Consider the following 22,694-nt stretch of genomic DNA (forward strand, 5'->3'; position numbering starts at 1 on the left):
GGCGTTCATTCACTGGTGAGGGCCGCGACCGGGTCGAGACGAGCCGCCTTGCGGGCCGGCATGAAACCGAAGACAACGCCGGTGACCAGGGCGCAGCCGAAGGCGCCGAACACCGCCAGCCATTCGAAGGCCACGGCGATCTGGCCCAGCAGCAACGCACCGCCCACCAATAAGGCCAGGCCGATGCCCGCCAGCCCGCCCACCACCGAGAGCATCACCGCTTCGGTGAGGAACTGGCGCAGGATGTCCCGCTGGCGGGCGCCGGTGGCCATGCGAATGCCGATCTCGCGGGTTCGCTCGCGCACGGTCATGAGCATGATGTTCATCACCCCAATGCCGCCCACCAGCAGCGAAATCGCCGCAATGGCCCCGAGCATCAGCGACAGCGTGCCTTGGGTACGCGCCTCGGCCTGGATCATCGCTGCGTTGTTGGTCAACTCGAAATCCTGCTTGCCGTCATGCAGGCGCAACAGGGTGCGGGAGATGGCTTGTTCGGCCTCCGTGACCTTGCCAGCGTCCCGGGCGGCGATCACCACGTACTCGGGATGCCGGCTGCCGAACAAGCGCACACTGGCGGCAGAGTAGGGCACGGCGATGCGGTTGTCGGCGTCCGAATCCCCGGAGCTGGCGCCTTTTTCCGCCAGCACGCCGACCACCTGAAACGGCACGTTCTCAATCAGGATGTAGCGGCCAATGGGGTCGTCGACCTCCTTGAGTAGCTTGTGCCGGACCTTGTGACCGATCACCGCCACTGCCGCGGCGCTGCGTTCATCGGCATCGGTGAAGTAGCTGCCCTGGGCCACCGGCCAATTGAAGATGGTCGGGAAATTCGTATCGTTGCCGCCCACGTAGCTGGTGTGGTCGAGGTTGCCGAAACGCACGCTGGCGTCGGCGCCGTTGACCGGCATGATCCGCTGCACCTCGGGCAGGGCGGCGAGGGCGGCCAGGTCATATTCACTGATGATGCCCTTGGCGGCGCGCGGGGTGGGCGCGGTGCCGTTGAGGTAGATGATGTTGGAGCCGAAGGCGCCCATTTGGGCCATGACCTGACGCTTGCTGCCTTCGCCCACCGCCAGCATCACCACCACCGAGGCCACGCCGATGATAATCCCCAGCAAGGTCAGGGCGGTGCGAAAACGGTTGATCCACATCACCCGCCACGCCGCTTGCACGGCGTCGAGCAGTTCGCCTTTCCAGGCGCCGTTGTGTTCGCTGCCGGCGCTCAGGCGCTGGCGCAGGTCCACCGCTTGCAACGCGTTCGGGTTGGCGTGGAGCGGCGTCGGATCGCCGCCGGCGCTGTCGCTGATGATCAGCCCGTCGCGAATCTCAATGATGCGCTTGGCCCGCGCCGCCACCTCGCGGTCGTGGGTGATCAGGATCACCACATGACCCTGGCTTGCCAGTTCGTCGAGCAACGCCATGACCTCGATGCCGCTCTGGCTGTCGAGGGCGCCGGTGGGTTCGTCGGCGAGGATGATGTGGCCGCCGTTCATCAAGGCCCGGGCAATCGACACCCGTTGCTGCTGGCCGCCGGACAGTTGATGAGGGCGGTTGCCGGTACGGCTGGCCAGACCCAGGCGTTCGAGCAGGGCGCTGGCCCGGGCGTGGCGCTCGGCGGCCGAGGTGCCGGCGTAGATCGCCGGCATCTCGACGTTTTCCTGGGCAGTGCCGGACGGGATCAGGTGATAGCCCTGGAACACGAAGCCGAAGGCTTCGCGCCGCAGCCAGGCCAGTTCGTCGCTGCCCAGGCCGGCGACGTCTTCGCCGGCAAACCGGTATTCGCCGCTGGTGGGGCGGTCGAGGCAACCGAGGATGTTCATCAGCGTTGATTTACCGGAGCCGGACGCCCCGACAATCGCCAGGAATTCCCCAGCGTGAATGGACAAATCGATGCCGCGCAGCACCTCCACCCGAGGGCTGTCACCACCGCCGTAGGCCTTGCGAATGTCCCGCAGTTCGATCAGGGGCGTGTCCATTCAGCCTCCGCTGCCGGCGGCCGGACCGATCAGCACCTGGTCGCCTTCGCTCAGGCCGTCGAGAATTTCGGTACGCAGCCGATCGCTGACGCCGGTACGCACGGTGCGCAGTTGGACATCGCCATTGTCGGCCACCACCTGCACTTGCCCGGCGTTGGCCTGCAACGCGGCGCTGGGAACGGTCAGTACATCGCGTGCCTGGGCGGCAACAAAAAACACCTGGGCGGTCATTTCCGTCATCAGGGCACGGTCGGCGTTATCCACATCCAGCAACACGGTATAGAGCACCACCCGTTCGCTGCCACTGCGCCCGCCCGTGAGGCTGCCGCCCTGGCTCGCCTCCAGCGGGCGCGGCGGCACCGGCAGAATCTGACGCACGGTGCTGCTCCAGTGACGGGCGCCGCCGGCCAGGGTGGTGAAGTAGGCGGTCATGCCTGGTTTGACGTGACCGATGTCCGCTTCCGAGACTTCGGCCCAGACGGTCATCGGCGACAGGCGGGCGATGCGCAGAATCAACGGAGTTTGCTGTTGGGCGTTGAGGGTCTGGCCTTCCCGGGCACCGACGGCGACCACGGTGCCGCTCATGGGCGCGAAAATGCGCGTGTAACCCAGCTCGGCCTCGTCACTGCGCAGGTTGGCCTGGGCCTGGCGGATCTGGGCCTGGAACATGTCGATGCGCGCCTGGGTCGCCCGCACTTCGGCCTGGGCGGTCTGCACGTCTTCCTCGCGGGTGGCGCCGCCGGCCTTGAGTTGTTGCTGACGACGGAATTTCTGCTGGGCCAGATCGTGCTGGGCTCGTTGTTCCTGGAGCTGGGCCTTGAGGTTTTCAATGGAGAAGCGTCCGGCGTCCAGCTTGGCCTTTTGTGTGGAGGGATCGATCTCAACCAGCAATTGGCCTTCGCGAACGTCGTCGCCGGCTTCTACATGAATCTTGCGGATCTGCCCGGACGCCTGAGCGCCGACGTCCACGTAACGCCGCGGTTGCAGGGTGCCCAGGGCGGTGACGCTGTTTTCGATATCGCCACGGGTGACGGGTGCGGTCATCAGCGATTCACGGCTCGGGGCCACCGCTTGCCAAGCGGCAAAGGCCACGGCTGGGAGCAGAGTGAAGGTTAGAAGCCAGGCGCGTCGGGTAGGGTGGGGACGTTTCATGCAGGGTTCCGGCCGGTGGTGTCGGGCCCGTCGCAGGCAGGGCAGGGACGGGAGGCTGTCTTGGTAAACGAGCGCTTGGGGCGGGAATTTACTGTGTGAAACACTTGGTAGCAGGTTGGAAAAATCAGTTGAAGCGCCACTGCTCCCCTGTGGCGAGGGCGCTTGCTCCCGTCGGGCTCTGTAGGAGCTGTCGAGCGAAGCGAGGCTGCGATCTTTCCACTGCCAATTGAGTTTGAAGCGAAAGATCAAAAGATCGCAGCCTCGTTGCACTCGACAGCTCCTACAGAATCCAGTGGGATCAAGCTCGCTCGCCACAAAAGCGGTGCTTGGCGGCTACTTATCTGAACGAATCAGCCTCAATGCAAACCAAAGCTTTAAATCTATATGAGAATTACTATAAATTACGCGATTGAATTTGCCACTATCGTGCCATTGCCTATCCAGGCACGCCGATTTGGCACAGAGATAGCTGGCGCAGCCATTGCGCACGGGAGTCATGTTGGAAAACTACTATCGCGAGCTGGTGTGTTTCCTGAACGCCAGGCTAGGCAACCGCCAGGCGGCCGAGGATGTGGTGCATGACGCCTATGTGCGGGTACTTGAGCGCGCCAGTGACACACCCATCGAGCAGCCTCGGGCGTTCCTGTACCGCACCGCGCTGAACCTGGTGATCGACGGACATCGGCGCAACACCCTGCGCCAGGTCGAATCCCTGGACGTGCTGGACAGCGAAGAGCGTTTTTTCACGCCATCTCCCCATACCAGCCTTGACCACGGTCAGCGCCTGGACCTGCTCCAGCGCGCGCTGGCCGAATTGCCGCCGCTGTGCCGCGAGAGTTTCCTGCTGCGCAAGCTCGAAGGCTTGTCCCACCCGCAAATCGCCGAACGCCTGGGCATTTCCCGAGCACTGGTGGAAAAACACATCGTCAACGCCATGAAACATTGCCGCATTCGCGTGCGGCAGTGGGACGCGCATTAATCCCTCCACGCCGGTCGCATCACGGTAAATTTTTTTTCACTGTCCTCGTTCCTCTCAACAGACGACTTGCCGGCTTGCCAAAGATCGGTCGGGTCACCCCAGGCTTTTCGCGCCCTGTTGAGGGGCTTCTCCAGAGGACACTGGACATGACACAGGCAATTGCTTCGCCCAACGTTCACGACTTGATCGGTATCGGCTTCGGCCCCTCGAACCTGGCGCTGGCTATCGCGCTGCAGGAGCGGGGCCCGGTCCAGGGCGAACTGGATGTGCTGTTCCTCGACAAGCAGGCCGACTACCGCTGGCATGGCAATACCCTGGTGACCCAGAGCGAGTTGCAGATTTCTTTCCTCAAGGACCTGGTGACCCTGCGTAACCCCACCAGCCCCTATTCGTTCGTCAATTACCTCAAGCATCACGGCCGGCTGGTGGACTTCATCAACCTCGGCACGTTCTACCCGTGTCGCATGGAGTACAACGACTACCTGCGCTGGGTGGCCGGGCAGTTCGCCGGGCAGAGTCGCTATGGCGAAGAAGTGCTGCGCATTGAACCGGTGCTGCACAACCAGCAGGTCGAAGCGTTGCAGGTGATTTCCCGCGACAGCCAGGGCGAAGAGCGGGTGCGCACTGCTCGCTCGGTGGTGGTCAGTGCCGGTGGTACACCGCGCATCCCCGAAGCGTTCAGCGTTTTCAAGGAGGACGCTCGGGTGTTCCACCATTCCCAGTACCTGGAACGCATGGCGACGCAGCCGTGCGTGAACGGCCAGCCGATGAACATCGCGATCATCGGCGGCGGACAGAGCGCCGCGGAAGCCTTCATCGACCTCAACGACAGCTTCCCTTCGGTGCAGGTCGACATGATCCTGCGCGGCTCGGCCCTCAAGCCGGCCGATGACAGCCCGTTCGTCAACGAGGTGTTCTCCCCGGAATTCACCGATCTGGTATTCCAGCAGCCCCACAGCGAACGCGAGCGGCTGGTCAACGAGTACCACAACACCAACTATTCAGTGGTGGACATCGACCTGATCGAACGGATCTACGGGATTTTCTATCGCCAGAAAGTCTCAGGCATCGCCCGTCATGCCTTCCGTACCCTCACCACGGTGGAGAAAGCCACGGCCACCGGTGCCGGCGTGGAGCTGGCGGTGCGCAACAACGCCACCGGAGAGCTGACCGTGCGCCGTTATGACGCGGTGGTGCTGGCCACCGGTTACGAACGGCAGATGCACCGCACATTGCTGGCGCCACTTGAGCAATACCTGGGGAATTTCGAGGTAGACCGCAACTACAAGTTGATCACCGACGAGCGCTGCAAAGCGGCGATCTACATGCAGGGCTTCTGCCAGGCCAGCCATGGCCTGAGCGATACCTTGTTGTCGATCCTGCCGGTGCGCGCCGATGAAATCGCCGGCTCGCTGTACGAGCACAGCATGCATCGCGGACAGAACCGTTCGGTGCGCGACCTGAAGCTGGCCACGGCATAACCCTGCCTACAACAATCGGCCTGCGGGCAATTTCTCAGAAACTTCCTACACTCACCTCACGTGTCCTGTCTTTCAGGCAGGGCGCGTTGACGGTTCGCTGTTCCCTCGCTTTGGCAGTCTGAACCCATCAGCCGGTCTCCCTGACTTGACGTGAAGTCGGTGGTGTTCCGGGCCGACTACGCCAAACGAAACAACCTGATCCAAATGACGCTGTTCTTACGCACAGGCCTGGTGGCGCTGTTGCTAGGCTTATCAAGTGTGACGCCGCAGGTTGGCGCGGCGCCTGAGTCGCTGCAAGTGCTCGGGCGTTCCAGTGTGAGCGACTATTCGGTGTCCCTGGGGGAGGCCGACAAGAACTGGCTACGCCGCAAGGGGACGTTGCTGTTAGGGGCCTCGGCGCCGGATTACGCACCTTTCGGTATCACCAGCAATGGCCGCGACTATGAGGGCCTTACGGCTGACTATGCCCAGTTGCTGGGGCAGATGTTGCACGTCGATGTGCGGGTGCAGCGCTACGCGTCACGGGAGGCATCGCTCCAGGCTTTGCGCAGTGGTGAGATCGACATGCTCGGAACGGCCAACGGCTTCGAAGCCAGCGACCCCGAGCTGGCGATGTCCCAGCCCTATGCCGATGACCTGCCCACCTTGGTGGCCCGGGTCGAGGATAGCCAGGATTTGCCCACGGACCTGGCGGGCATGCGCGTGGCGATGCTGTATCACTATCTGCCTACCGATACGGTCAAGGCGTTTTATCCGGATGCGGCCTTGCAGTTGTACCCCTCGACCTTGAGCGCGATCGGCGCCGTGGCGTTCGGGCAGGCCGACGTTTACCTGGGGGATTCGATCAGCTCCAATTACCTGATCAGCAAGAACTACCTGAACAACGTCCAACTGGCTGATTTCTCACGCATGGAAGTGCAGCCGTTCGCCTTTGCGGTCAGCCGCGAGAACGCACGCCTGCTGCGCATTATCAACGCCGCGCTACAAGCCATCCCCGCCAGTGAGCGCATGAGCATCCTGCGCCGCTGGAGCGCTGGCGGCGCGAGCATCCCCGGTCAGCAACCTCTGCATTTCAGTGTCAAGGAGCAGCGTTGGCTGGATGCACATCCGCGGATCACGGTGGCCGTCAACCAGAACTTCCCGCCACTCACGTTTATCGATGAAGGGCATTTGCGGGGTATCAGCGCTGATGTGCTGGCCAGGATCAGCCTGCGCACCGGCCTGAAGTTCGATATCCAGTGGGGTACCTCGCTTCATGATGTGATCGGGCGCGTCAGCAGCGGTCGGGCCGACGTACTGGCCGCCGCGCCACCCAGCACCGAGCTTGAGGGGACGTTGCGTTTTACCCGGCCTTATCTGAGCAATCCGTTCGTGCTGGTGGCGTCCGTCGGGGGCAATGTCCCGTTGACGTTGGACCAGATGGAGGGCAAACGCCTGGCGCTGATTCGTGGCAATGCGCTGCGTGAATATCTGCTGGAACAATTTCCCCGGGTGCACCTGGTGCCGGCTGAAAACTCAGCGGACGCGATGTCCATGGTCGCCGCCGGTACGGTGGACGGCGCGATCAATTCGCTGATCAGCGCCCGCTATATGATTTCTCGCCAATACCGCGGCAAACTGCACATCACCAGTACCGTGGGGACATTGCCGGCGCGCGTGGCCCTGGCAACTCATCGTGACGCGCCGGAGCTGCATTCGATCCTGGACAAGGCGCTGCTGAGTATTTCTCCCGAAGAAATGGACGAGCTGACCAATCGTTGGCGCAGTGAAGTGGTGATCGACGACAGCTACTGGTTGCGCAACCGCACCACCATCGTCCAGGGTTTCGCCATCGCCGCGCTGCTGTTGCTGCTGGCACTGGGGTGGGCCTTTTACCTGCGGCGTCTGCTGGAACAGCTGCGCGTGGCCAAGCAAAGCGCCGATGATGCCAATCGGGCCAAGACCACTTTTCTGGCGACCATGAGCCATGAAATCCGTACACCGATGAACGCGGTGATCGGCATGCTGGAACTGGCCCTGAAAAAAGCCGACCAGGGTGTCATGGACCGGCTCGCCATCGAGGTCGCGTCAGGCGCCGCCCGCGGCATGCTCGACTTGATCGGTGACATCCTCGACATCGCCCGCATCGAGTCAGGCAGGCTGTCGCTGACCCCGCAGCGGGCCAATCTGCGGGAGCTGATCGAATCGGTGGCGCGGATCTTTGAAGGCCTTGCCTGGCAGAAACAACTGCATTTGCAGCTTGAGCTCGACGCCGCGATCAACCGCGACGTGTTGATCGATCCGTTGCGTTTCAAACAAATCGTGTCGAATCTGCTGAGCAACGCCATCAAGTTCACCGAGCAGGGGCAGGTGCGCTTGAGTGTGCGAGCCGAACCGGGCGGCGACGCGCAGTGCCTGCCAATCCGCCTGCGTGTTGAAGACACCGGCTGTGGTATTTCGGCCGAGGATCAGCGCCGCTTGTTCAGCCCTTTTACCCAGGCCAGCAACAACACCCAGTCGGCCCGCAGCGGCTCCGGGTTGGGGCTGGTGATCAGCCGCACGCTCTGCGAAATGATGGGCGGCACCCTGACGTTGAGCAGCGTGCCGGGGGAGGGCACGCAGATTGAAGTTCTGCTGAGCTTGCCGGCGCTCGAGGCCTTGGCTCAGGCGCCGTCGGCGCAAGTCGAGGCGTTGGCACCGGTGCGGGCGCTGAACATTCTGGTGGTGGACGACTACCCGGCCAACCGTTTGCTGCTGTCCCAGCAACTGAGCTATCTGGGTCATCGTGTCCGGGAAGCCGACGAGGGTGTCCAGGGGTTGCGCGCCTGGCGGGCTGAACGCTTCGATGTCGTCATTACCGACTGCAACATGCCGTTGATGAGCGGCTACGAACTGGCCCGCGCCATTCGCGAGGCGGAGCGGGCCGAGGGTTTGTCGCCTGGGGTGATCCTGGGTTTCACGGCCAATGCCCAGCCCGAGGAAAAGGCCCGTTGTGTCGAAGCCGGCATGGACGATTGCCTGTTCAAACCCATCAGCCTCAAGGAGCTGAACAGCTGCCTGGCTTCGGTCACGCAGGATTGCGCCGCAGTGCCCGATGAACTGGCGCTTGCGTCGACCACCGGCGACATCGACTTGAGCAGCCTTGAACAATTGAGCGCAGGTGACACTGGTTCAATCAAAAAACTGCTAAAGGAACTGGTCAACAGCACTGCCCAGGACCAGGCGCAATTGATGCGTCTGCTCGCTCGCCAGGACCTGCCAGGGTTGGCTGACCTGGCGCACCGGGTCAAGGGCGGCGCGCTGATGATCAGGGCCCAGCGCCTGATTGCCGCCTGCGAAGCCCTGGAAAGTGCCTGCCGCGGAGGTGACCGGCCGTTGCTCGGCGCCGCCGTGGATGACGTGCGCCAAGCCATGGATGACCTGACTGAACGACTGGAGGCCTATGTGGCGGGGGAGCTTGCTTGCGCTGGGCCGCGAAGCGGTCCCCGCGGGTCTTCTCATGGCTAAGCGAGCCGCGTAGTCATCCCGAAGCTACATGCGAAGTACCTTTTTCCTCCCTTTTTTGGGATTCGTCCTACAGCGCCTATCAAAAGCTTCCTCTAGCCTGACGCCCCTTAACGATTGGGACGCCTGTCATGCCGAACAAAGCATTACGCATCATGATTGCCGACACGCAACATGCTCATCGAATGAGGCTTGAGCACCTGTTCAATCAACAGGGCTATTTTCGGATCGCCCCCGTGAGTGGCCTGCAGGAGCTGTTGACGCTGGTGGAATACGGCAGCGAGCCGTTCGACCTGGTCGTGGTCAATGCCGGCCTGGCGAAGGGCGCGCTGGACTTGCACGATTTCATCCTCGATAACCCACAGCTTCGTCACGCGCTGATTTACAACACCCCCCAGATCGGTCTGTCCTCGGCGGTTGTCGCGCGTCGGCCGAGCATGCACTTGAGCCCGGCCCAACTGCCTGACCTTGCATCATTGGCGAGTCTGATGCAACGGGTTGATCCCCAGGCCTGCGAGTTGACGCGACCCTGGCTTCGCCCCCTCAGGCAAGGTCACGCAGGGTGAAGCTGCACCGTTGGTCGGCACTGTCAGACCTGACAGGTGGCTTGGCCCGGCGCCTGTGCAACAGTCCGAAGCAGTCATGGCATCGGCGCCGTTTGCATTTACGTGGGGAGTTGCCTTGAAAGACGTATTGATCGTGGATGACCACCCTGTCATACGAGGGGCATTGCGGCTCATTTGCCAGAACGAGGGGTTTACCGGAGTCAGGGACGCGGGCGGTGTCGCCGACGCCAGGGCGTTGATCAAGGAAAAGGCGCCAGACCTGGTAATTCTGGACCTGGTGATGAACGGATTCGATGGCATGGATCTGTTGGTCTGGATCATGGCCCAGTTCCCTGGGTGCGGGGTGCTGGTGTTCACTTCCCAGGACGCGCAGCACTTTTGCAACCGCTGCATTTCCGCCGGAGCCAGGGGCTTCGTGACCAAGAGAAGCGACCTGAAAGAGCTGATCAAGGCCATTCATGCGCTGAAATCCGGCTACTCCTATTTCCCTCAAATGCCGGTCAGGCTGGATTTTCAACAACGCACTGAACAGCAGACCCTGGAAACGCTCTCCACCCGTGAGTTGTCCATTCTGCGAATGCTGGCCATGGGAATGCGCGGCAAGGACATCGCCGAGGCGTTGTTCCTGAGTCCGAAAACCGTCAGCACCTACAAGACCCGTCTGCTGGAAAAACTCGGACTCAAGACGCTGGTGGGCCTCTCGGATTTCGCCAAGCGCAATCACCTTTGAATAACACCAGAACTTGTGGGAGCGGGCTTGCTCGCGAATGCGGAGTGTCAGTGAAGTAAATGTTTGCTGACACACCGCATTCGCGAGCAAGCCCGCTCCCACAGGGGGACTGTGGTGACTTGCAGTTTTTCTAGGTCCTTCATTGTTCTCCAAATAGAACGCTAAGGCCGGTTTTTGCTGTCTAGTGCTTCAAGGGGGGCGGTTTTAAGCTATGTCCATCAAATCGCAGTCCCTGATTTTGGAGACACAGCATGAAAAACATCATCGGCGTCTACACCAGCCCCCGAGCCCATTGGGTCGGTGACGGCTTCCCGGTTCGTACGCTGTTTTCCTACGACAACCTGGGCAAGCACATCAGCCCGTTCCTGCTGCTGGACCACGCCGCCCCCACGCAATTCGAACCCACCGCCGAGCGTCGCGGTGTTGGCCAGCACCCTCATCGCGGTTTCGAAACCGTGACCATCGTCTACCAGGGCGAACTGGAACACCGGGACTCCACTGGCAGCGGCGGCAAGATCGGCCCTGGCGACGTGCAATGGATGACAGCCGCTTCCGGGATCATTCATGAAGAGTTCCACTCCGAAGACTTCGCCCGGCAAGGCGGGTTCATGGAGATGGTCCAGCTGTGGGTCAACCTGCCCGCCAAAGACAAAATGGCCCCGGCCGGCTACCAGACGCTCCTCAAGGGCGACATTCCGAGCATCGACCTGAAGGACAACGCTGGCAGCCTGCGCCTGATTGCCGGCCGCTTCGAGGGGCACCAAGGCCCGGCGAAAACCTTTACGCCCATCGATGTCTGGGACATGCGCTTGAATGCCGAAAAAAACCTGACCCTCGACGTACACGATGGCCGCAACACCGCACTGGTGGTGTTGCGTGGCACGGTTCAGGTCAACGGTCGCGAGCGGGTTGAGGCCGGGCAACTGGCGCTGTTCGACCGGGCCGGCGAGCAGTTGCACCTGCACGCCAATCAAGACGCGGTGGTGCTGCTGCTCAGCGGTGAGCCCATCGACGAACCCATCGTTGGCCATGGTCCGTTCGTGATGAACAGCGAGCAGGAGATTCACCAGGCTTTCAACGATTTCCACTCCGGTCGTTTTGGCGCGATGGACGACTGAGGCGAAACAACAGCCACCTCAAAGCAATGTGGGAGCGGGCTTGCTCGCGAACGCGGTGTATCAGGCACATAGACGTTGACTGACACGCTGCATTCGCGAGCAAGCCCGCTCCCACACTGGTTTGGGGTGATCTCTACAGCGTGTTCAATTTGTGCCAATCTTCGCCCCATGACTTTCCTGGAGCTGTCGCGATGCTGTCTTTGATCTCCGCTCACCCACTGCTGAGTGCCTTGGTGCTGCTGGTGCTCGACATTCTGTTGTGGCGGCTGGTCAGTGCTGATCGGACCTATTGGAAGATCGGCGGGCGGCTGCTGATTTTTTCGTTGTTCAGCGCGCTGCTGTTCAACGAAGGCCTCAACCCCCTGCAGCCGGCACAGTGGGTTGACGACGTGCCACGCCACTTGGCGTCCACCGGTTTACAAATTGCCTGGTGGCTGTTCGCTGCGCGGACCCTGACGGTGATGATCGGCGTGGTGATGATGCAGCGGGTGGGGCATACCGGGCGGCTCTTGCAGGATTTGATCGGCGCGGTGATCTTCCTGATCGCCGTCATCGCGGCCCTGGCGTATGTGCTGGACTTGCCGGTCAAGGGCGTCCTGGCAACGTCCGGGGCGATGGCGATCATCGTCGGCCTGGCGTTGCAGAGTACCCTCAGTGACGTGTTCTCCGGGATCGTGCTCAACACCACCAAGCCCTATCAAGTCGATGACTGGATTTCCATCGATGGCACCGAAGGCCGGGTCACCGATATCGACTGGCGCGCCACACGCTTGCAGACCGCCCAGGGCAGCATGGCGGTGATTCCCAACTCCTTGGCGGCCAAGGCCAAGATCGTCAACTTCAGCCGTCCCAGCGACGTCCACGGGTTATCCATCAGCATCCCGGTCAGCCCGCATGCACGGCCACAAACCGTGATCGATGCGCTGGAGCGGGCGATGATTGGCTGTCGTTCCCTGCTTGCCAGCCCGGCACCCTGCGTGACCCTCAAGAGCACCGGCAGCACCGGGGCGGAATATGAAATCAGCGGGTTCGTCGCGTCCATGGGCCAGAAGCGCGAGGTGCGCAATCAGTTGTTCGACCTGGCGTTCCGGCATTTGCAGGCTTCGGGCGTAAGCCTGTTGTCCACCAGCGAAAGCGCGTCCGCCAATGGCGTGTCGCGGCCCCGTGCGTTGCTGGAAAGCTCGAGCATTTTCTCCACCTTGCGCCAGGATGAGAAAGATACCTTCAGCCAGAACATGACCCTGCAGACCTTCCGCGCCGGCGACATGATCCTGCCGGCCGGGGAGGTCAGCGATCATTTGTTCATCATCGAGTCGGGGGTGGTCAGCGTCACCCTGTTTCGTAACGGCCAGCCGTTCGAGGCCGGACGCATGGGGCCGGGAGAGGTTATTGGCGAAGCCGGGATCGTTTCCGACCAGGCCGCGCTGGCGAACTTTTCCGCCAAGACCTTCTGCACCCTTTATCGCATCGAGAAGAGCTACCTCAAACCCTGCCTGGACGCTCGCCGCGACATCAACGATGCGATGAAGAACCTGCTGGACGTGCGCATGCACCTGGCCCAGAACCTGACCCGCGACGCCCCCAAACCGGTCGTCAAGAAGCGCTTCCTGCAATGGTTGCGCCGCCGGGCCCAGTAGGAACCGTGTAGGAGCTGTGTAGGAGCTGACGAGTGCAACGAGGCTGCGATCTTTCCCCAGCCACTTGAATCTCAAGCGAAAGATCAAAAAATCAAAAGATCGCAGGCTTCGCCAGCTCCTACAGGATAAATCCCCCCATTGGCCACCCGAACTTCCCAACAATTGGCTATTTGTACCGCGCCAGCGCAACGCTAACGTAGCGCCACACCCAATCGTTCTGGAGTTCACCATGCAACCGCGTATCGATTTCTACACCGCCTCCCCGGACGCTTTCAAAGCCATGCTGGCGTTCGAAACTGCTGCTTCGAAACTGGGCCTGGAAAAATCCCTGCTGGAACTGGTCAAGCTGCGTTCCTCGCAAATCAACGGCTGCGCCTTCTGCATCGACATGCACACCGCCGATGCCCGCAAGGACGGTGAGACGGAGCGTCGCCTGTATGCCGTGACCGCCTGGCGCGAAGCCCCGTTTTTCACCCCTCGTGAACGCGCCGCGCTGGCCTGGACCGAAGCGCTGACCCGCTTGAGCGACACCCATGCGCCAGACGCCGACTACGAACAGCTGAACCAGCATTTCACGCCCAAGGAAATGGTCGACCTGACCGTGGCAATCAACGCCATCAATGGCTGGAACCGCCTGGCGGTGGGCTTTCGCAAGATGCCTGAGGCGTGAGTTCACCGGCAATCAATCCAGATAGGTCCTCGGTGTACGACCGGTCATGTGCTTGAAGAAGGCGATGAAAGCGCTGTCACTGGCAAAGCCCAGTTCAAAGGCGCTGTAGCTCAGGCTGCGACCGGTGGCGAGCAGTTCAATGGCGCGCATCAGGCGCCATTGCTGGCGCCACTGTTGATAACCCATGCCGGTTTCCCGTTGAAAGATCCGTCCGATGGTCCTGCCGCTGGCACCGATCTGCTGCTCCAGCACCGCCAATGTTGGCGGCAGGTGATCCAGGGTTGTGAGCAAAGGCGCGAGGCGTTTGTCCTGAGGCAGCGGTAGTAGCATCGGCTGTTCTGCCGCCTCACGGATTTCGTTCAGGCACAACCCCAGCAAGTGCAGGTTGCGACTTTGGGTCCAGTCGCTGTCGAACGCCGCGTCTGTGATCGGCTCGAGTACGACGTGCAGCAGCGGCGAGACCTCAATGATGCAAACGCGTGAAGGCAGGTCCGCGCACAGCGTCGCCGTCAGGTAGATCGATCGGTAATCCACGCTCTGCTGCATCACCGCCCGATGGGGCGTCAGCGGTGGAATCCAGGCAGCTCGCGACGGGGGCAGCAGGCACAGCTGTTGCGCCAGCGTGATGCGTGCACAGCCCTGTCGCGTAAATAGCAGTTGCCCGCGTTGATGCTGGTGCAGGCCGGAGTCGTGGTGTCCCAGCGTCGCTGCGATGCCGATAACCGGCGCACTATGACTGTCGGGGTCAAATGGGGCGTGAGCGTCCAGCCAAGCCATAAGTTGTCCGATTTCAAGGATCAATTGTCAGACTTTGGATAATACGACAGTCCTGGCTTCGTAGACTGCTCGTCGTTTCCCTAACGAGCGTGCCCATGACTTCCCGTCCGTTCCTTGGCCTGGCGATTGCCTTGGTGATGTTTCCGCAAATTGCCCAGACCCTCTATAGCCCTGCATTGGCAGACATCAGTCTGACCTTTGCCGTCAGCGCCGAAATGGCGGCACAGATGTTGTCCGTATTTTTCCTGGGATTCGCCTTGGGCGTGGTGGTGTGGGGGCGCGTCTGTGACCGCATCGGCCGTAGGCCCGCCATGCTGGGTGGGTTGGCGTTGTATGCGCTAGGGACGGTCCTGGGCCTGAACGTCGACACCTTCGACGCATTGCTGGCCGTCCAGGCGCTGGCTGCGTTTGGCGCAGCGGTCGGTTCGGTGGTCACCCAGACGATTCTGCGTGATCGCTACCAGGGCGCGGAGCTGGGCAAGGTTTTTTCGGTGATTGGCATCGCCCTCGCGGCCAGCCCGGCGATCGGTTTGTCCAGCGGTGCCAGCCTGGTTCGCCTCTTTGGCTATCAAGGCGCACTCGGTGGCCTATTGATGCTGTCGCTGATGCTGCTGTTGTGGAGTGCGCGATCCTTGCCCGAGACGCTTGCGGTCCGTGTCCCGTCGCAACCCTTGTTGGCGACTCTGTGGCGCATGCTGAAGGACCCGGTTATCTGGCGCTCGTCGTTTTTGGTGGCGGCATTCAACGTCGCCCTGTTCAGCTACTACAACCTCGCTCCGTTCCAGTTCGAACGGCTCGGGTTGAGTCCTGAGCTGTTCGGCTACAGCGGGGTAATTCTGGCATTGGGTTCGGGTCTGGGGGCGTGGCTGAACAAGCTTCTGCTCGCGCGGGGTTTCGACGGCTGTCAGTTATCGGCTGTTGCAGCGATCGTGTTGCTGATGGGTGGGATAAGCGTTCAGGGCTTGCTCGACAGCGCTGGTTTTGTTGTGGCGATGCTGTTGATTGTCCTGGCGTTTGGCATGGCGATACCCAACGTGCTCGGTGCTGCGCTGGTTCGTTATGGCGACTGCCTGGGCACCGCCGGCGCGCTGTTTGGCCTGTTCTATTACTTGCTGATAGGAGGCGCGTTGATGCTCGCCGCGTGGTTCCAGGCGCTGGGTTGGACCTTGATACTGTGTGGCTCACTGGCGGTGTGCCTGACGGTTCACCTCGTGTGGGAGCGAGCTTGCTCGCGATGACGGTGTATCAGTCAACATCAATGTTTGAGGGTCAGTCCGCAATCGCGAGCAGGCTCGCTCCCACTGGGATTATCTTAAGTTTGAAAGCTTCGGACGACAGGCACTGCAATACGTTTGCTTCAGCTTAATAGGAAGCATTACTATTCACGCCCCGTCCCCACAGCGCAGTGCGATGACCCCCAAGCCGCCCCGCAGACCAGGCTTTTTCGAACATTACGAAGAGTTGATCGGCACCTGGACCCGTCGTCTGCGCAATCGCCAGGAGGCCGAGGACCTGGCCCACGATACTTTCGTGCGGGTGCTCGAGTCCGATTCGGCCGATGTCCAGCAGCCGCGGGCCTATTTGCACCAGACGGCACGCAACATTGCGGTGGATGGCTATCGGCGCGAAGATCGGCGGGGCGCCATGGAGGAGGCGGCGCTCGATCACAGCCAGTCGCTTTCGGGCGACCCGGAGCACTACATGCACGCGATCCAGTTGGCAGACTCCATCGAAAGGGCACTGGCCGAGCTGCCAGCCAATTGCCGTACGGTGTTTGTCTGGCAGAAGATCGAAGGCTTGACCCAGGCGGAAATCGCCGAGCGCCTGGGCTTGTCAAAAAACATGGTGGAAAAGTATATGATCCGCACCCTGCGGCATCTGCGCGATCGTCTGGACGGGCCTGGCCAATGACCCGTCGTTATCTTCCACCTGAGCCACAGGACCTTCCATGATGGATAACCGTGAATGCCCGTGCGGGCAGAACCGGGTGCGCGACGAGGCGGCGCAATGGTTCGTACGCTTGCAAGCCCCCGTCATGAGTGTCGATGAGCGCCAGCGTTACGAGGCCTGGCTGGACGAACATCCTAATCACCGTGATGAGATTCAACTGCTGCAGGGCATTTGGAGCGCCACGGATCTGTTGCCCAAGGAACGTCTGCAAGCGTTGTGCGAACCACCCGCCAAACGTCCCAAGCGTCGACCGCTGTTGCGCTTCGCCGTGGCCGCCGGGCTGTTGGCGATGGCGGTTGGGCTGGGGTTGTTCAGCGGCTTGGGGGCTTCCCGTGATTACAGCGCTGAATTTGCCACGGCCCTGGGCGAGCGCCGGCATATCGCGCTGCCGGACGGTTCGGTGATCGACCTCAACAGCCGCAGCCGCGTGCGTGTTCAGTTTGCCCACCATCAACGGCGCGTGGAGCTGGCCGAAGGCGAGGCGTTGTTTCGCGTCGAGCATGACGCCGGCCGGCCGTTTACGGTAGAGGCGGGTAACGGTCGGGTGACGGTGACCGGCACGCGTTTCGATGTGCGCCGCGATGCCGACTCAACCCGGGTGGCGGTGGAGCAGGGCAGTGTCAAGGTTCAGGGGCGCGACGCGTCGCAGGCCGAGTTCGTCAGCCTCACGGCCGGCCTTGGCACGCGTATCGATGCACAGGGCAAGGTCGCCCCACCTTATGGCATCAACGCCGATGAACTCACCGCCTGGCGCCACGGCAAACTGGTGTTCAACAACGCTCCCTTGAGCGAAGTCGCCCAGGAGGTGTCCCGTTATCGCGCTAAACCCCTGCGTATCGGCAGCGCGGCGGTGGGCAACCTGCGTCTGACCAGCGTGTTTCGCGCCGATAACCCCGAGGCGCTGCTCAAGGCTTTGCCGAACATTCTGCCGGTGGCCGTGCGCACCCTGGATGATGGCAGCCAGGAAATAATTGCGCGATAGATTCAGGTTTTTTTCGAGTTCTTCGTCTTCTTGTCCAACTGCAACTGGTTTGCATTAACAGACGCGTATTCTTGCGATTCAACAGGACAAGGTTCGACGTGAAAACCTCCCTCAAAAATAACAACCGCACCCCCGCCCGCTGGCTGCCACTGGCCCTGACCCTGGCCGTCAGTGCTGCGCTGCCCCAGGCCTTCGCCGATCAGGCCGCCACGGCCATTCACATCCAAGCGCAACCGCTGGCTCAGGCTTTGAGCCAGCTCGGCCAGCAGACCTCTTTGCAGGTGTTCTTCAGCCCGGAGCTGGTGGCCGGCAAGCAAGCCCCTGCGGTGGACGGCAACTTGTCCCCGGAAGCGGCCCTCGGCCGACTGCTGCAAGGCAGCGGCCTGCAATACCAGATCGATGAGGGTTCGGTGACCGTGCTGCCAGCACCTTCGGCGTCCACTGGTGGCCCGCTGGAACTGGGGGCCACCGCCATCCAGGTGGTCGGTGACTGGCTCGGCGATGCCAATGCCGAAGTGGTGCAGAACCATGCCGGCGCGCGTACGGTAATTCGCCGCGAAGCGATGGTGGAGCAGGGTGCGATGAACGTCGGCGATGTACTGCGGCGGGTGCCGGGTGTGCAGGTGCAAGATGCCAATGGCACCGGCGGCAGTGACATCTCGCTGAACGTCGGCGTGCGCGGTCTCACCTCGCGTCTGTCGCCCCGTTCCACGGTGCTGATCGATGGCGTGCCGGCAGCGTTCGCGCCTTACGGTCAGCCGCAACTGTCCATGGCGCCGATTTCTGCGGGCAACCTGGACAGCATCGATGTGGTGCGCGGCGCCGGGTCCGTGCGTTACGGACCGCAGAACGTCGGCGGGGTGATCAACTTCGTGACCCGCGCCATTCCGGAAAAAGCCACCGGTGAAATCGGCACCACCCTGGAAACCTCCCAGCGCGGCGGCTGGAAGCACATCGATAGCGCTTTTCTCGGCGGCACGGCCGATAACGGCATGGGCGTTGCGCTCCTGTATTCGGGGGTCAACGGCAATGGCTATCGCCGGAGCAACAACGACAATGACATCGACGACGTCATCCTCAAGACCCATTGGGCGCCCACCGAGGTGGACGACTTCTCGCTGAATTTCCATTACTACGACGCCAAGGCTGACATGCCCGGCGGCCTGACCCAGGCGCAATACGACGCGGACCCGTATCAGTCCGACCGTGACTGGGACAACTTCGCCGGCCGGCGCAAGGACGTGTCGTTCAAGTGGATCCGCGAGATCAGCGACCGTACCCAGGCCGAAGTGCTGACCTATTATTCCGACAGCTACCGGGGCAGCACCATCGCCAACCGGGACCAGCGCAACCTGGTGTCCTACCCGCGTACTTACTACACCTTCGGCATCGAGCCGCGGGTGTCCCACGTGTTTGACCTGGGCTCGACCACTCAGGAAGCTAGCGTCGGTTATCGCTACCTCAAGGAAGGCATGCACGAAGAGGCCAGCCGCCTGGCGCTGCGCGATAATCAGCCGGTGGTGCGGCCGGGGTCCGACGGCCATGTCTATCAGGACCGCACCGGCGGCACTGAAGCCCACGCGGTCTACATCGATGACAAGATCGACGTCGGCAAATGGACCATCACCCCGGGGATCCGTTTCGAACGCATCAGCACTGAGTGGCACGACCGCCCGGTACTCGACACCGCCGGCCGTCCGGTTGAGGAGAAACGCCGCAGCATCGACAGCAACGAACCGCTGCCGGCCCTGAGCGTGATGTATCACCTGTCCGATGCCTGGAAACTGTTCGCCAACTACGAAACCTCGTTTGGCAGCCTGCAGTATTTCCAGCTCGGCCAGGGCGGTAACGGCAACGACACCGCCAACGGCCTGAGCCCGGAAAAAGCCAAGACCTACGAGATCGGTACGCGCTACAACGATGACGTGTGGGGCGGGGAAGTGACGCTGTTCTACATCGACTTCGACGACGAGTTGCAGTACATCAGCAACGACGTGGGTTGGACCAACATGGGCGCGACCAAGCACCAGGGCCTGGAAGCCTCGGTGCACTACGACATGGCTGCGCTGGATCCACGCCTGGAAGGCCTGAGCGCCAATGCCGGTTTCACCTACACCCGTGCAACTTATGAAGGTGATATTCCAAGCTTCAAGGGCCGTGACCTGCCGTTCTACTCGCGTCAGGTGGCGAACATGGGGTTGCGTTATGAGATCAATCGCTGGACGTACAACCTCGATGCCTTTGCTCAGTCCAAACAACGTTCCCCCGGCAACAGCGTGAACCCCGACGGCAGCTTCAGCGACGACTACATCACCGACGGCAGCGCCGATGGACGCTACGGTGACATGCCCGGTTACGTGCTCTGGAACGTGCGCGCCGGCTACGATTTCGGTTCGCAGCTATCGAACCTGAAGGTCGGCGCTGGGGTGAAGAACCTGTTCGACCATCAGTACTACACCCGCTCCAGCGACAACAACTCGGGCATTTATGTTGGCGCACCACGGACGTTTTTCGTGCAGGCGAGTGTAGGTTTCTGATGAACAACCAGGGTTGACGCGTACTCCTGTGGCGAGGGGATTTATCCCCGCTGGGCTGCGCAGCAGACCCGAAGCGGCAGGCTCAATCTGCCTGACACACCGAGTGGGTGATTTTAGGGCTGCTTTGCAGCCCAGCGGGGATAAATCCCCTCGCCACAGATAAATCTCCTTTCCACAGAAAGCGTGGTGTAACGCTTCAAACCTTCAACACTTTCCCACTCAGCGCCACGGCCACCAACGACAGCGCAATCAACCCAAACGCAAAGCTCAGGCTGCTGCCATGGGCGACGAATCCGATCAGTGCCGGGCCGGCGAGGATGCCGGCGTAGCCGATGGTGGTGATGGCCGGTACGGCGATCGCTTCAGGCATCAGGGTCTGCTTGCCGACCGCGGTGTACAGCACTGGCACGATATTCGAACAACCTACCCCCACCAGCGCATACCCCAACAGCGCCGCCTGCCACATCGGCGCCAGGGTCGCTAACAGGAACCCGGTAGCGGCGATCGCGCCGCCATAGATAATCACGCGTTTGGCGCCCAGGCGATGCACCACCGAATCCCCCGTCAACCGGCCGACGGTCATGGTCAGCGCGAACGCGGCATAACCGAGCCCGGCATAGGCCGTATCCATATCACGCTCGGCGACCAGGAATACTGCGCTCCAGTCCAGCACCGCGCCTTCGGCCAGGAAAACGACGAAACACAGGATGCCGATAAACAGCACCACGCCGTGGGGAATGGCAAACGCCGGGCCCGAGCTTTCACTGCCATAGGGCAGCAGATGCGGCGCCGCCTTGAACAGCGCCACCAGCAACACTGCGTTAACCACCAGCGTCGCCCCCAGCGGCGACAGGCCCAGGCCGAGCAGTGCGCTCACACCGGCCGCGCCAATGATCCCGCCGAGGCTGAACATGCCGTGAAAACCCGACATCATGGTCTTGCCGCTGGCCCGCTCGACGATCACCGCCTGCAGGTTGACGGTCGAGTCCACGGTGCCGAGGCCGGCGCCAAACAAAAACAAGGCTGCCACCAGCCAGGGCAAAGACGTCATCGTTGCCAGCGCCGGCAAGGCCAGGCAGATCAGAACCGTCCCGCCACTGAGCACCCGACGGCAGCCAAACCGCGCCGCCAGTGCGCCGGCAATCGGCATCGCCAGAATCGACCCCACCCCAAGGCATAACAACAGCAACCCGAGAGTGCCTTCGTCCAGGTTCGCCCGCACCTTGGCGTACGGCACCAGCGGCGCCCAGGCCGCGATCCCGACGCCGGCGATGAGATAGGCAATGCGGGTGGACATCTGTTCCAGGCGTCCGGGGATGAAGGTGGGCGGTGGCGTAATGGCAGTCATGAAACGTCCTTGGTTTTGCGAGGCGATGGTGCGGGCGGGCCCTATGCTTGCACATCCACTGACCGCGCTGCGACCTCAAGGTGCCGAAGAGGTGCGTGGGTGGCAAGCACGCTTTGCCTGCACAGCCTTGGCCGGAATAAAGTACCGGCTTTCGCTGGCTGAATCCGGGTCTGGTCCATGACGCAGTTTTATGATGCACGGGGCAATATTTATGGGGTGGTCTCACCGCAGCAGGTCCGTGCCCAGGGCATTGACCTGCCGCCGACAGCCGCCCAGGCTGCACAGGCACGCCAAGCCTGGAGCCAAGCGGCAGTGCAGGCCTTCTGTAGTTGGGCGCCGGGCCAGGCGCCGCCGGATGCCAAGGCCCATCGCAGCGATGGTCTGCTGATTGGCCCGTTCCAGAGCGAGCCACCGTTTGACCTGTTGATCGTCAACACCGACGGCACCCTGGCCGAGCGCAGTGGCAATGGCCTGACGATTTTCTCCCAGGCCCTCAAAGCGCAAGGCCTGCTGCCGAGCGAGGGCGAGTGTGTGCTACAGGTTCATCACGACAAACGTGAAGGCGGGTCACCCCTGCAAACGGCGGTTCGCGTGGCGGAGTTCGAAGGTCTCTCAGGTTTCTGGCTGGACTTGGGAAAACCACTTTTCGGGCCCGGCGCTGTAGTTGCTCACGGTGTGCAAAGCGAGATCGTCAACCAGCGCGAGGTCAGCCGTGTGGCTGCGCTTCATGCTTTGAATCCGGCCTGGGGCAGCAGTCAGTTCGTGAACATTGGCAACCCGCACTGCGTGACCCTGGTGGACAGCGCCGAGACGTTGCCAAGTAACCCGCAGATGCGTGCCCCGGCGTTGGCGCAAAGCCTGACGCGCATTGCCTATGCGCCGCCCGCTGGGGCCGGTGTGCCCTGCCTGGCGGGGGTGAATCTGCAATGGGCCTGGCTCGAAGCCGAAGGGCGCGTGGTTGCCCGGGTGTTCGAGCGGGGTGAAGGCCCCACCGCCTCCTCGGGCACCAGCGCCAGTGCCGTGGCCAGCGCCGCGTGGCGGGTGGGTTGGGTGAAGGCGGGGGCGGTGAGTGTGGTGATGCCGGGTGGCACGGCGCCGATTCTGCTGGAAGAACAGGCGGGTGAGTTGATGCGGGTGAGGTTGTTTGGTGTAGCACGGGCTGTGTCATAGACGATCTGCGCCGCAGTCAATGACGCCATCGCGAGCAGGCTCGCTCCCACATTTGATCTTCAGCGGGCACAAAAATGTATGTGCGACAACGCCACTGTGGGAGCGAGCCTGCTCGCGATGACGCAGGCACATTCGCCA

At 62.0% G+C, this 22,694-nt stretch carries 17 protein-coding genes; 13 read left to right on the forward strand and 4 right to left on the reverse strand.

What is annotated here, in order from left to right; genetic code table 11:
- Positions 1 to 5 precede the first annotated feature (5 nt).
- Both BMY45_RS19250 and BMY45_RS19255 read right to left on the reverse strand, forming a co-directional pair.
- The gene (locus tag BMY45_RS19250) at positions 6 to 1,976 is read right to left on the reverse strand and encodes a MacB family efflux pump subunit (protein ID WP_092400324.1); all 1,971 of its coding nucleotides are present in this window, start codon (positions 1,974 to 1,976) and stop codon (positions 6 to 8) included.
- On the reverse strand, positions 1,977 to 3,128 hold the full coding sequence (locus BMY45_RS19255) for an efflux RND transporter periplasmic adaptor subunit (RefSeq protein ID WP_092400326.1): 1,152 nt from the start codon (positions 3,126 to 3,128) through the stop codon (positions 1,977 to 1,979).
- 496 nt (positions 3,129 to 3,624) lie between these two features.
- Here BMY45_RS19255 and BMY45_RS19260 point away from each other — a divergent pair, with 496 nt between their 5' ends.
- The 8 genes from BMY45_RS19260 to BMY45_RS19295 all read left to right on the forward strand — a co-directional run bounded on the left by BMY45_RS19260 (position 3,625) and on the right by BMY45_RS19295 (position 13,792).
- Entirely contained in the window at positions 3,625 to 4,107 is a 483-nt protein-coding gene (locus tag BMY45_RS19260) for a sigma-70 family RNA polymerase sigma factor (protein WP_092400328.1), read from the forward strand.
- 146 nt (positions 4,108 to 4,253) lie between these two features.
- A complete protein-coding gene (locus BMY45_RS19265) occupies positions 4,254 to 5,588 on the forward strand; it encodes a lysine N(6)-hydroxylase/L-ornithine N(5)-oxygenase family protein (RefSeq protein ID WP_092400330.1) in 1,335 nt (444 codons plus the stop codon).
- Positions 5,589 to 5,792: 204 nt separating this feature from the next.
- Positions 5,793 to 9,074 (forward strand): transporter substrate-binding domain-containing protein, encoded by a 3,282-nt coding sequence (locus BMY45_RS19270; RefSeq protein ID WP_092400687.1) that lies wholly within the window; start codon positions 5,793 to 5,795, stop codon positions 9,072 to 9,074.
- Between the two features lie 128 nt (positions 9,075 to 9,202).
- Entirely contained in the window at positions 9,203 to 9,637 is a 435-nt protein-coding gene (locus BMY45_RS19275; protein ID WP_092400332.1) for an ANTAR domain-containing protein, read from the forward strand.
- A gap of 115 nt (positions 9,638 to 9,752) precedes the next feature.
- Positions 9,753 to 10,367 (forward strand): response regulator transcription factor, encoded by a 615-nt coding sequence (locus BMY45_RS19280; RefSeq protein WP_092400334.1) that lies wholly within the window; start codon positions 9,753 to 9,755, stop codon positions 10,365 to 10,367.
- A gap of 251 nt (positions 10,368 to 10,618) precedes the next feature.
- Positions 10,619 to 11,485, forward strand: coding sequence for a pirin family protein (locus tag BMY45_RS19285; RefSeq protein WP_092400336.1), 867 nt, complete (start codon positions 10,619 to 10,621; stop codon positions 11,483 to 11,485).
- A 191-nt stretch (positions 11,486 to 11,676) separates the two neighbouring features.
- The gene (locus tag BMY45_RS19290) at positions 11,677 to 13,122 is read left to right on the forward strand and encodes a mechanosensitive ion channel family protein (RefSeq protein ID WP_092400338.1); all 1,446 of its coding nucleotides are present in this window, start codon (positions 11,677 to 11,679) and stop codon (positions 13,120 to 13,122) included.
- A gap of 229 nt (positions 13,123 to 13,351) precedes the next feature.
- Positions 13,352 to 13,792, forward strand: coding sequence for a carboxymuconolactone decarboxylase family protein (locus tag BMY45_RS19295; protein WP_092400340.1), 441 nt, complete (start codon positions 13,352 to 13,354; stop codon positions 13,790 to 13,792).
- Between the two features lie 12 nt (positions 13,793 to 13,804).
- On the opposite strand, the gene BMY45_RS19300 is transcribed toward BMY45_RS19295, so the two are convergent.
- Positions 13,805 to 14,569, reverse strand: coding sequence for an AraC family transcriptional regulator (locus BMY45_RS19300; protein WP_092400342.1), 765 nt, complete (start codon positions 14,567 to 14,569; stop codon positions 13,805 to 13,807).
- Positions 14,570 to 14,664: 95 nt separating this feature from the next.
- Here BMY45_RS19300 and BMY45_RS19305 point away from each other — a divergent pair, with 95 nt between their 5' ends.
- The 4 genes from BMY45_RS19305 to BMY45_RS19320 all read left to right on the forward strand — a co-directional run bounded on the left by BMY45_RS19305 (position 14,665) and on the right by BMY45_RS19320 (position 20,038).
- Positions 14,665 to 15,807, forward strand: coding sequence for an MFS transporter (locus tag BMY45_RS19305; RefSeq protein ID WP_092400344.1), 1,143 nt, complete (start codon positions 14,665 to 14,667; stop codon positions 15,805 to 15,807).
- Between the two features lie 172 nt (positions 15,808 to 15,979).
- Positions 15,980 to 16,480: a sigma-70 family RNA polymerase sigma factor gene (locus BMY45_RS19310; protein WP_092400346.1), complete on the forward strand. Its 501-nt coding sequence runs from the start codon at positions 15,980 to 15,982 to the stop codon at positions 16,478 to 16,480.
- Between the two features lie 37 nt (positions 16,481 to 16,517).
- On the forward strand, positions 16,518 to 17,501 hold the full coding sequence (locus BMY45_RS19315) for a FecR family protein (protein WP_092400348.1): 984 nt from the start codon (positions 16,518 to 16,520) through the stop codon (positions 17,499 to 17,501).
- A 98-nt stretch (positions 17,502 to 17,599) separates the two neighbouring features.
- Positions 17,600 to 20,038: a TonB-dependent siderophore receptor gene (locus tag BMY45_RS19320; RefSeq protein ID WP_092400350.1), complete on the forward strand. Its 2,439-nt coding sequence runs from the start codon at positions 17,600 to 17,602 to the stop codon at positions 20,036 to 20,038.
- Positions 20,039 to 20,234: 196 nt separating this feature from the next.
- Here BMY45_RS19320 and BMY45_RS19325 read toward each other — a convergent pair whose 3' ends face one another.
- Positions 20,235 to 21,386, reverse strand: a complete 1,152-nt coding sequence (locus tag BMY45_RS19325; RefSeq protein ID WP_092400352.1) for an MFS transporter — start codon at positions 21,384 to 21,386, stop codon at positions 20,235 to 20,237.
- Positions 21,387 to 21,563: 177 nt separating this feature from the next.
- Here BMY45_RS19325 and BMY45_RS19330 point away from each other — a divergent pair, with 177 nt between their 5' ends.
- Entirely contained in the window at positions 21,564 to 22,556 is a 993-nt protein-coding gene (locus tag BMY45_RS19330) for a diaminopimelate epimerase (protein WP_092400354.1), read from the forward strand.
- Positions 22,557 to 22,694 lie beyond the last annotated feature (138 nt).

This window comes from Pseudomonas sp. NFACC39-1, assembly GCF_900110355.1.
GTDB classification, from domain to species: Bacteria; Pseudomonadota; Gammaproteobacteria; order Pseudomonadales; family Pseudomonadaceae; genus Aquipseudomonas; species Aquipseudomonas tehranensis.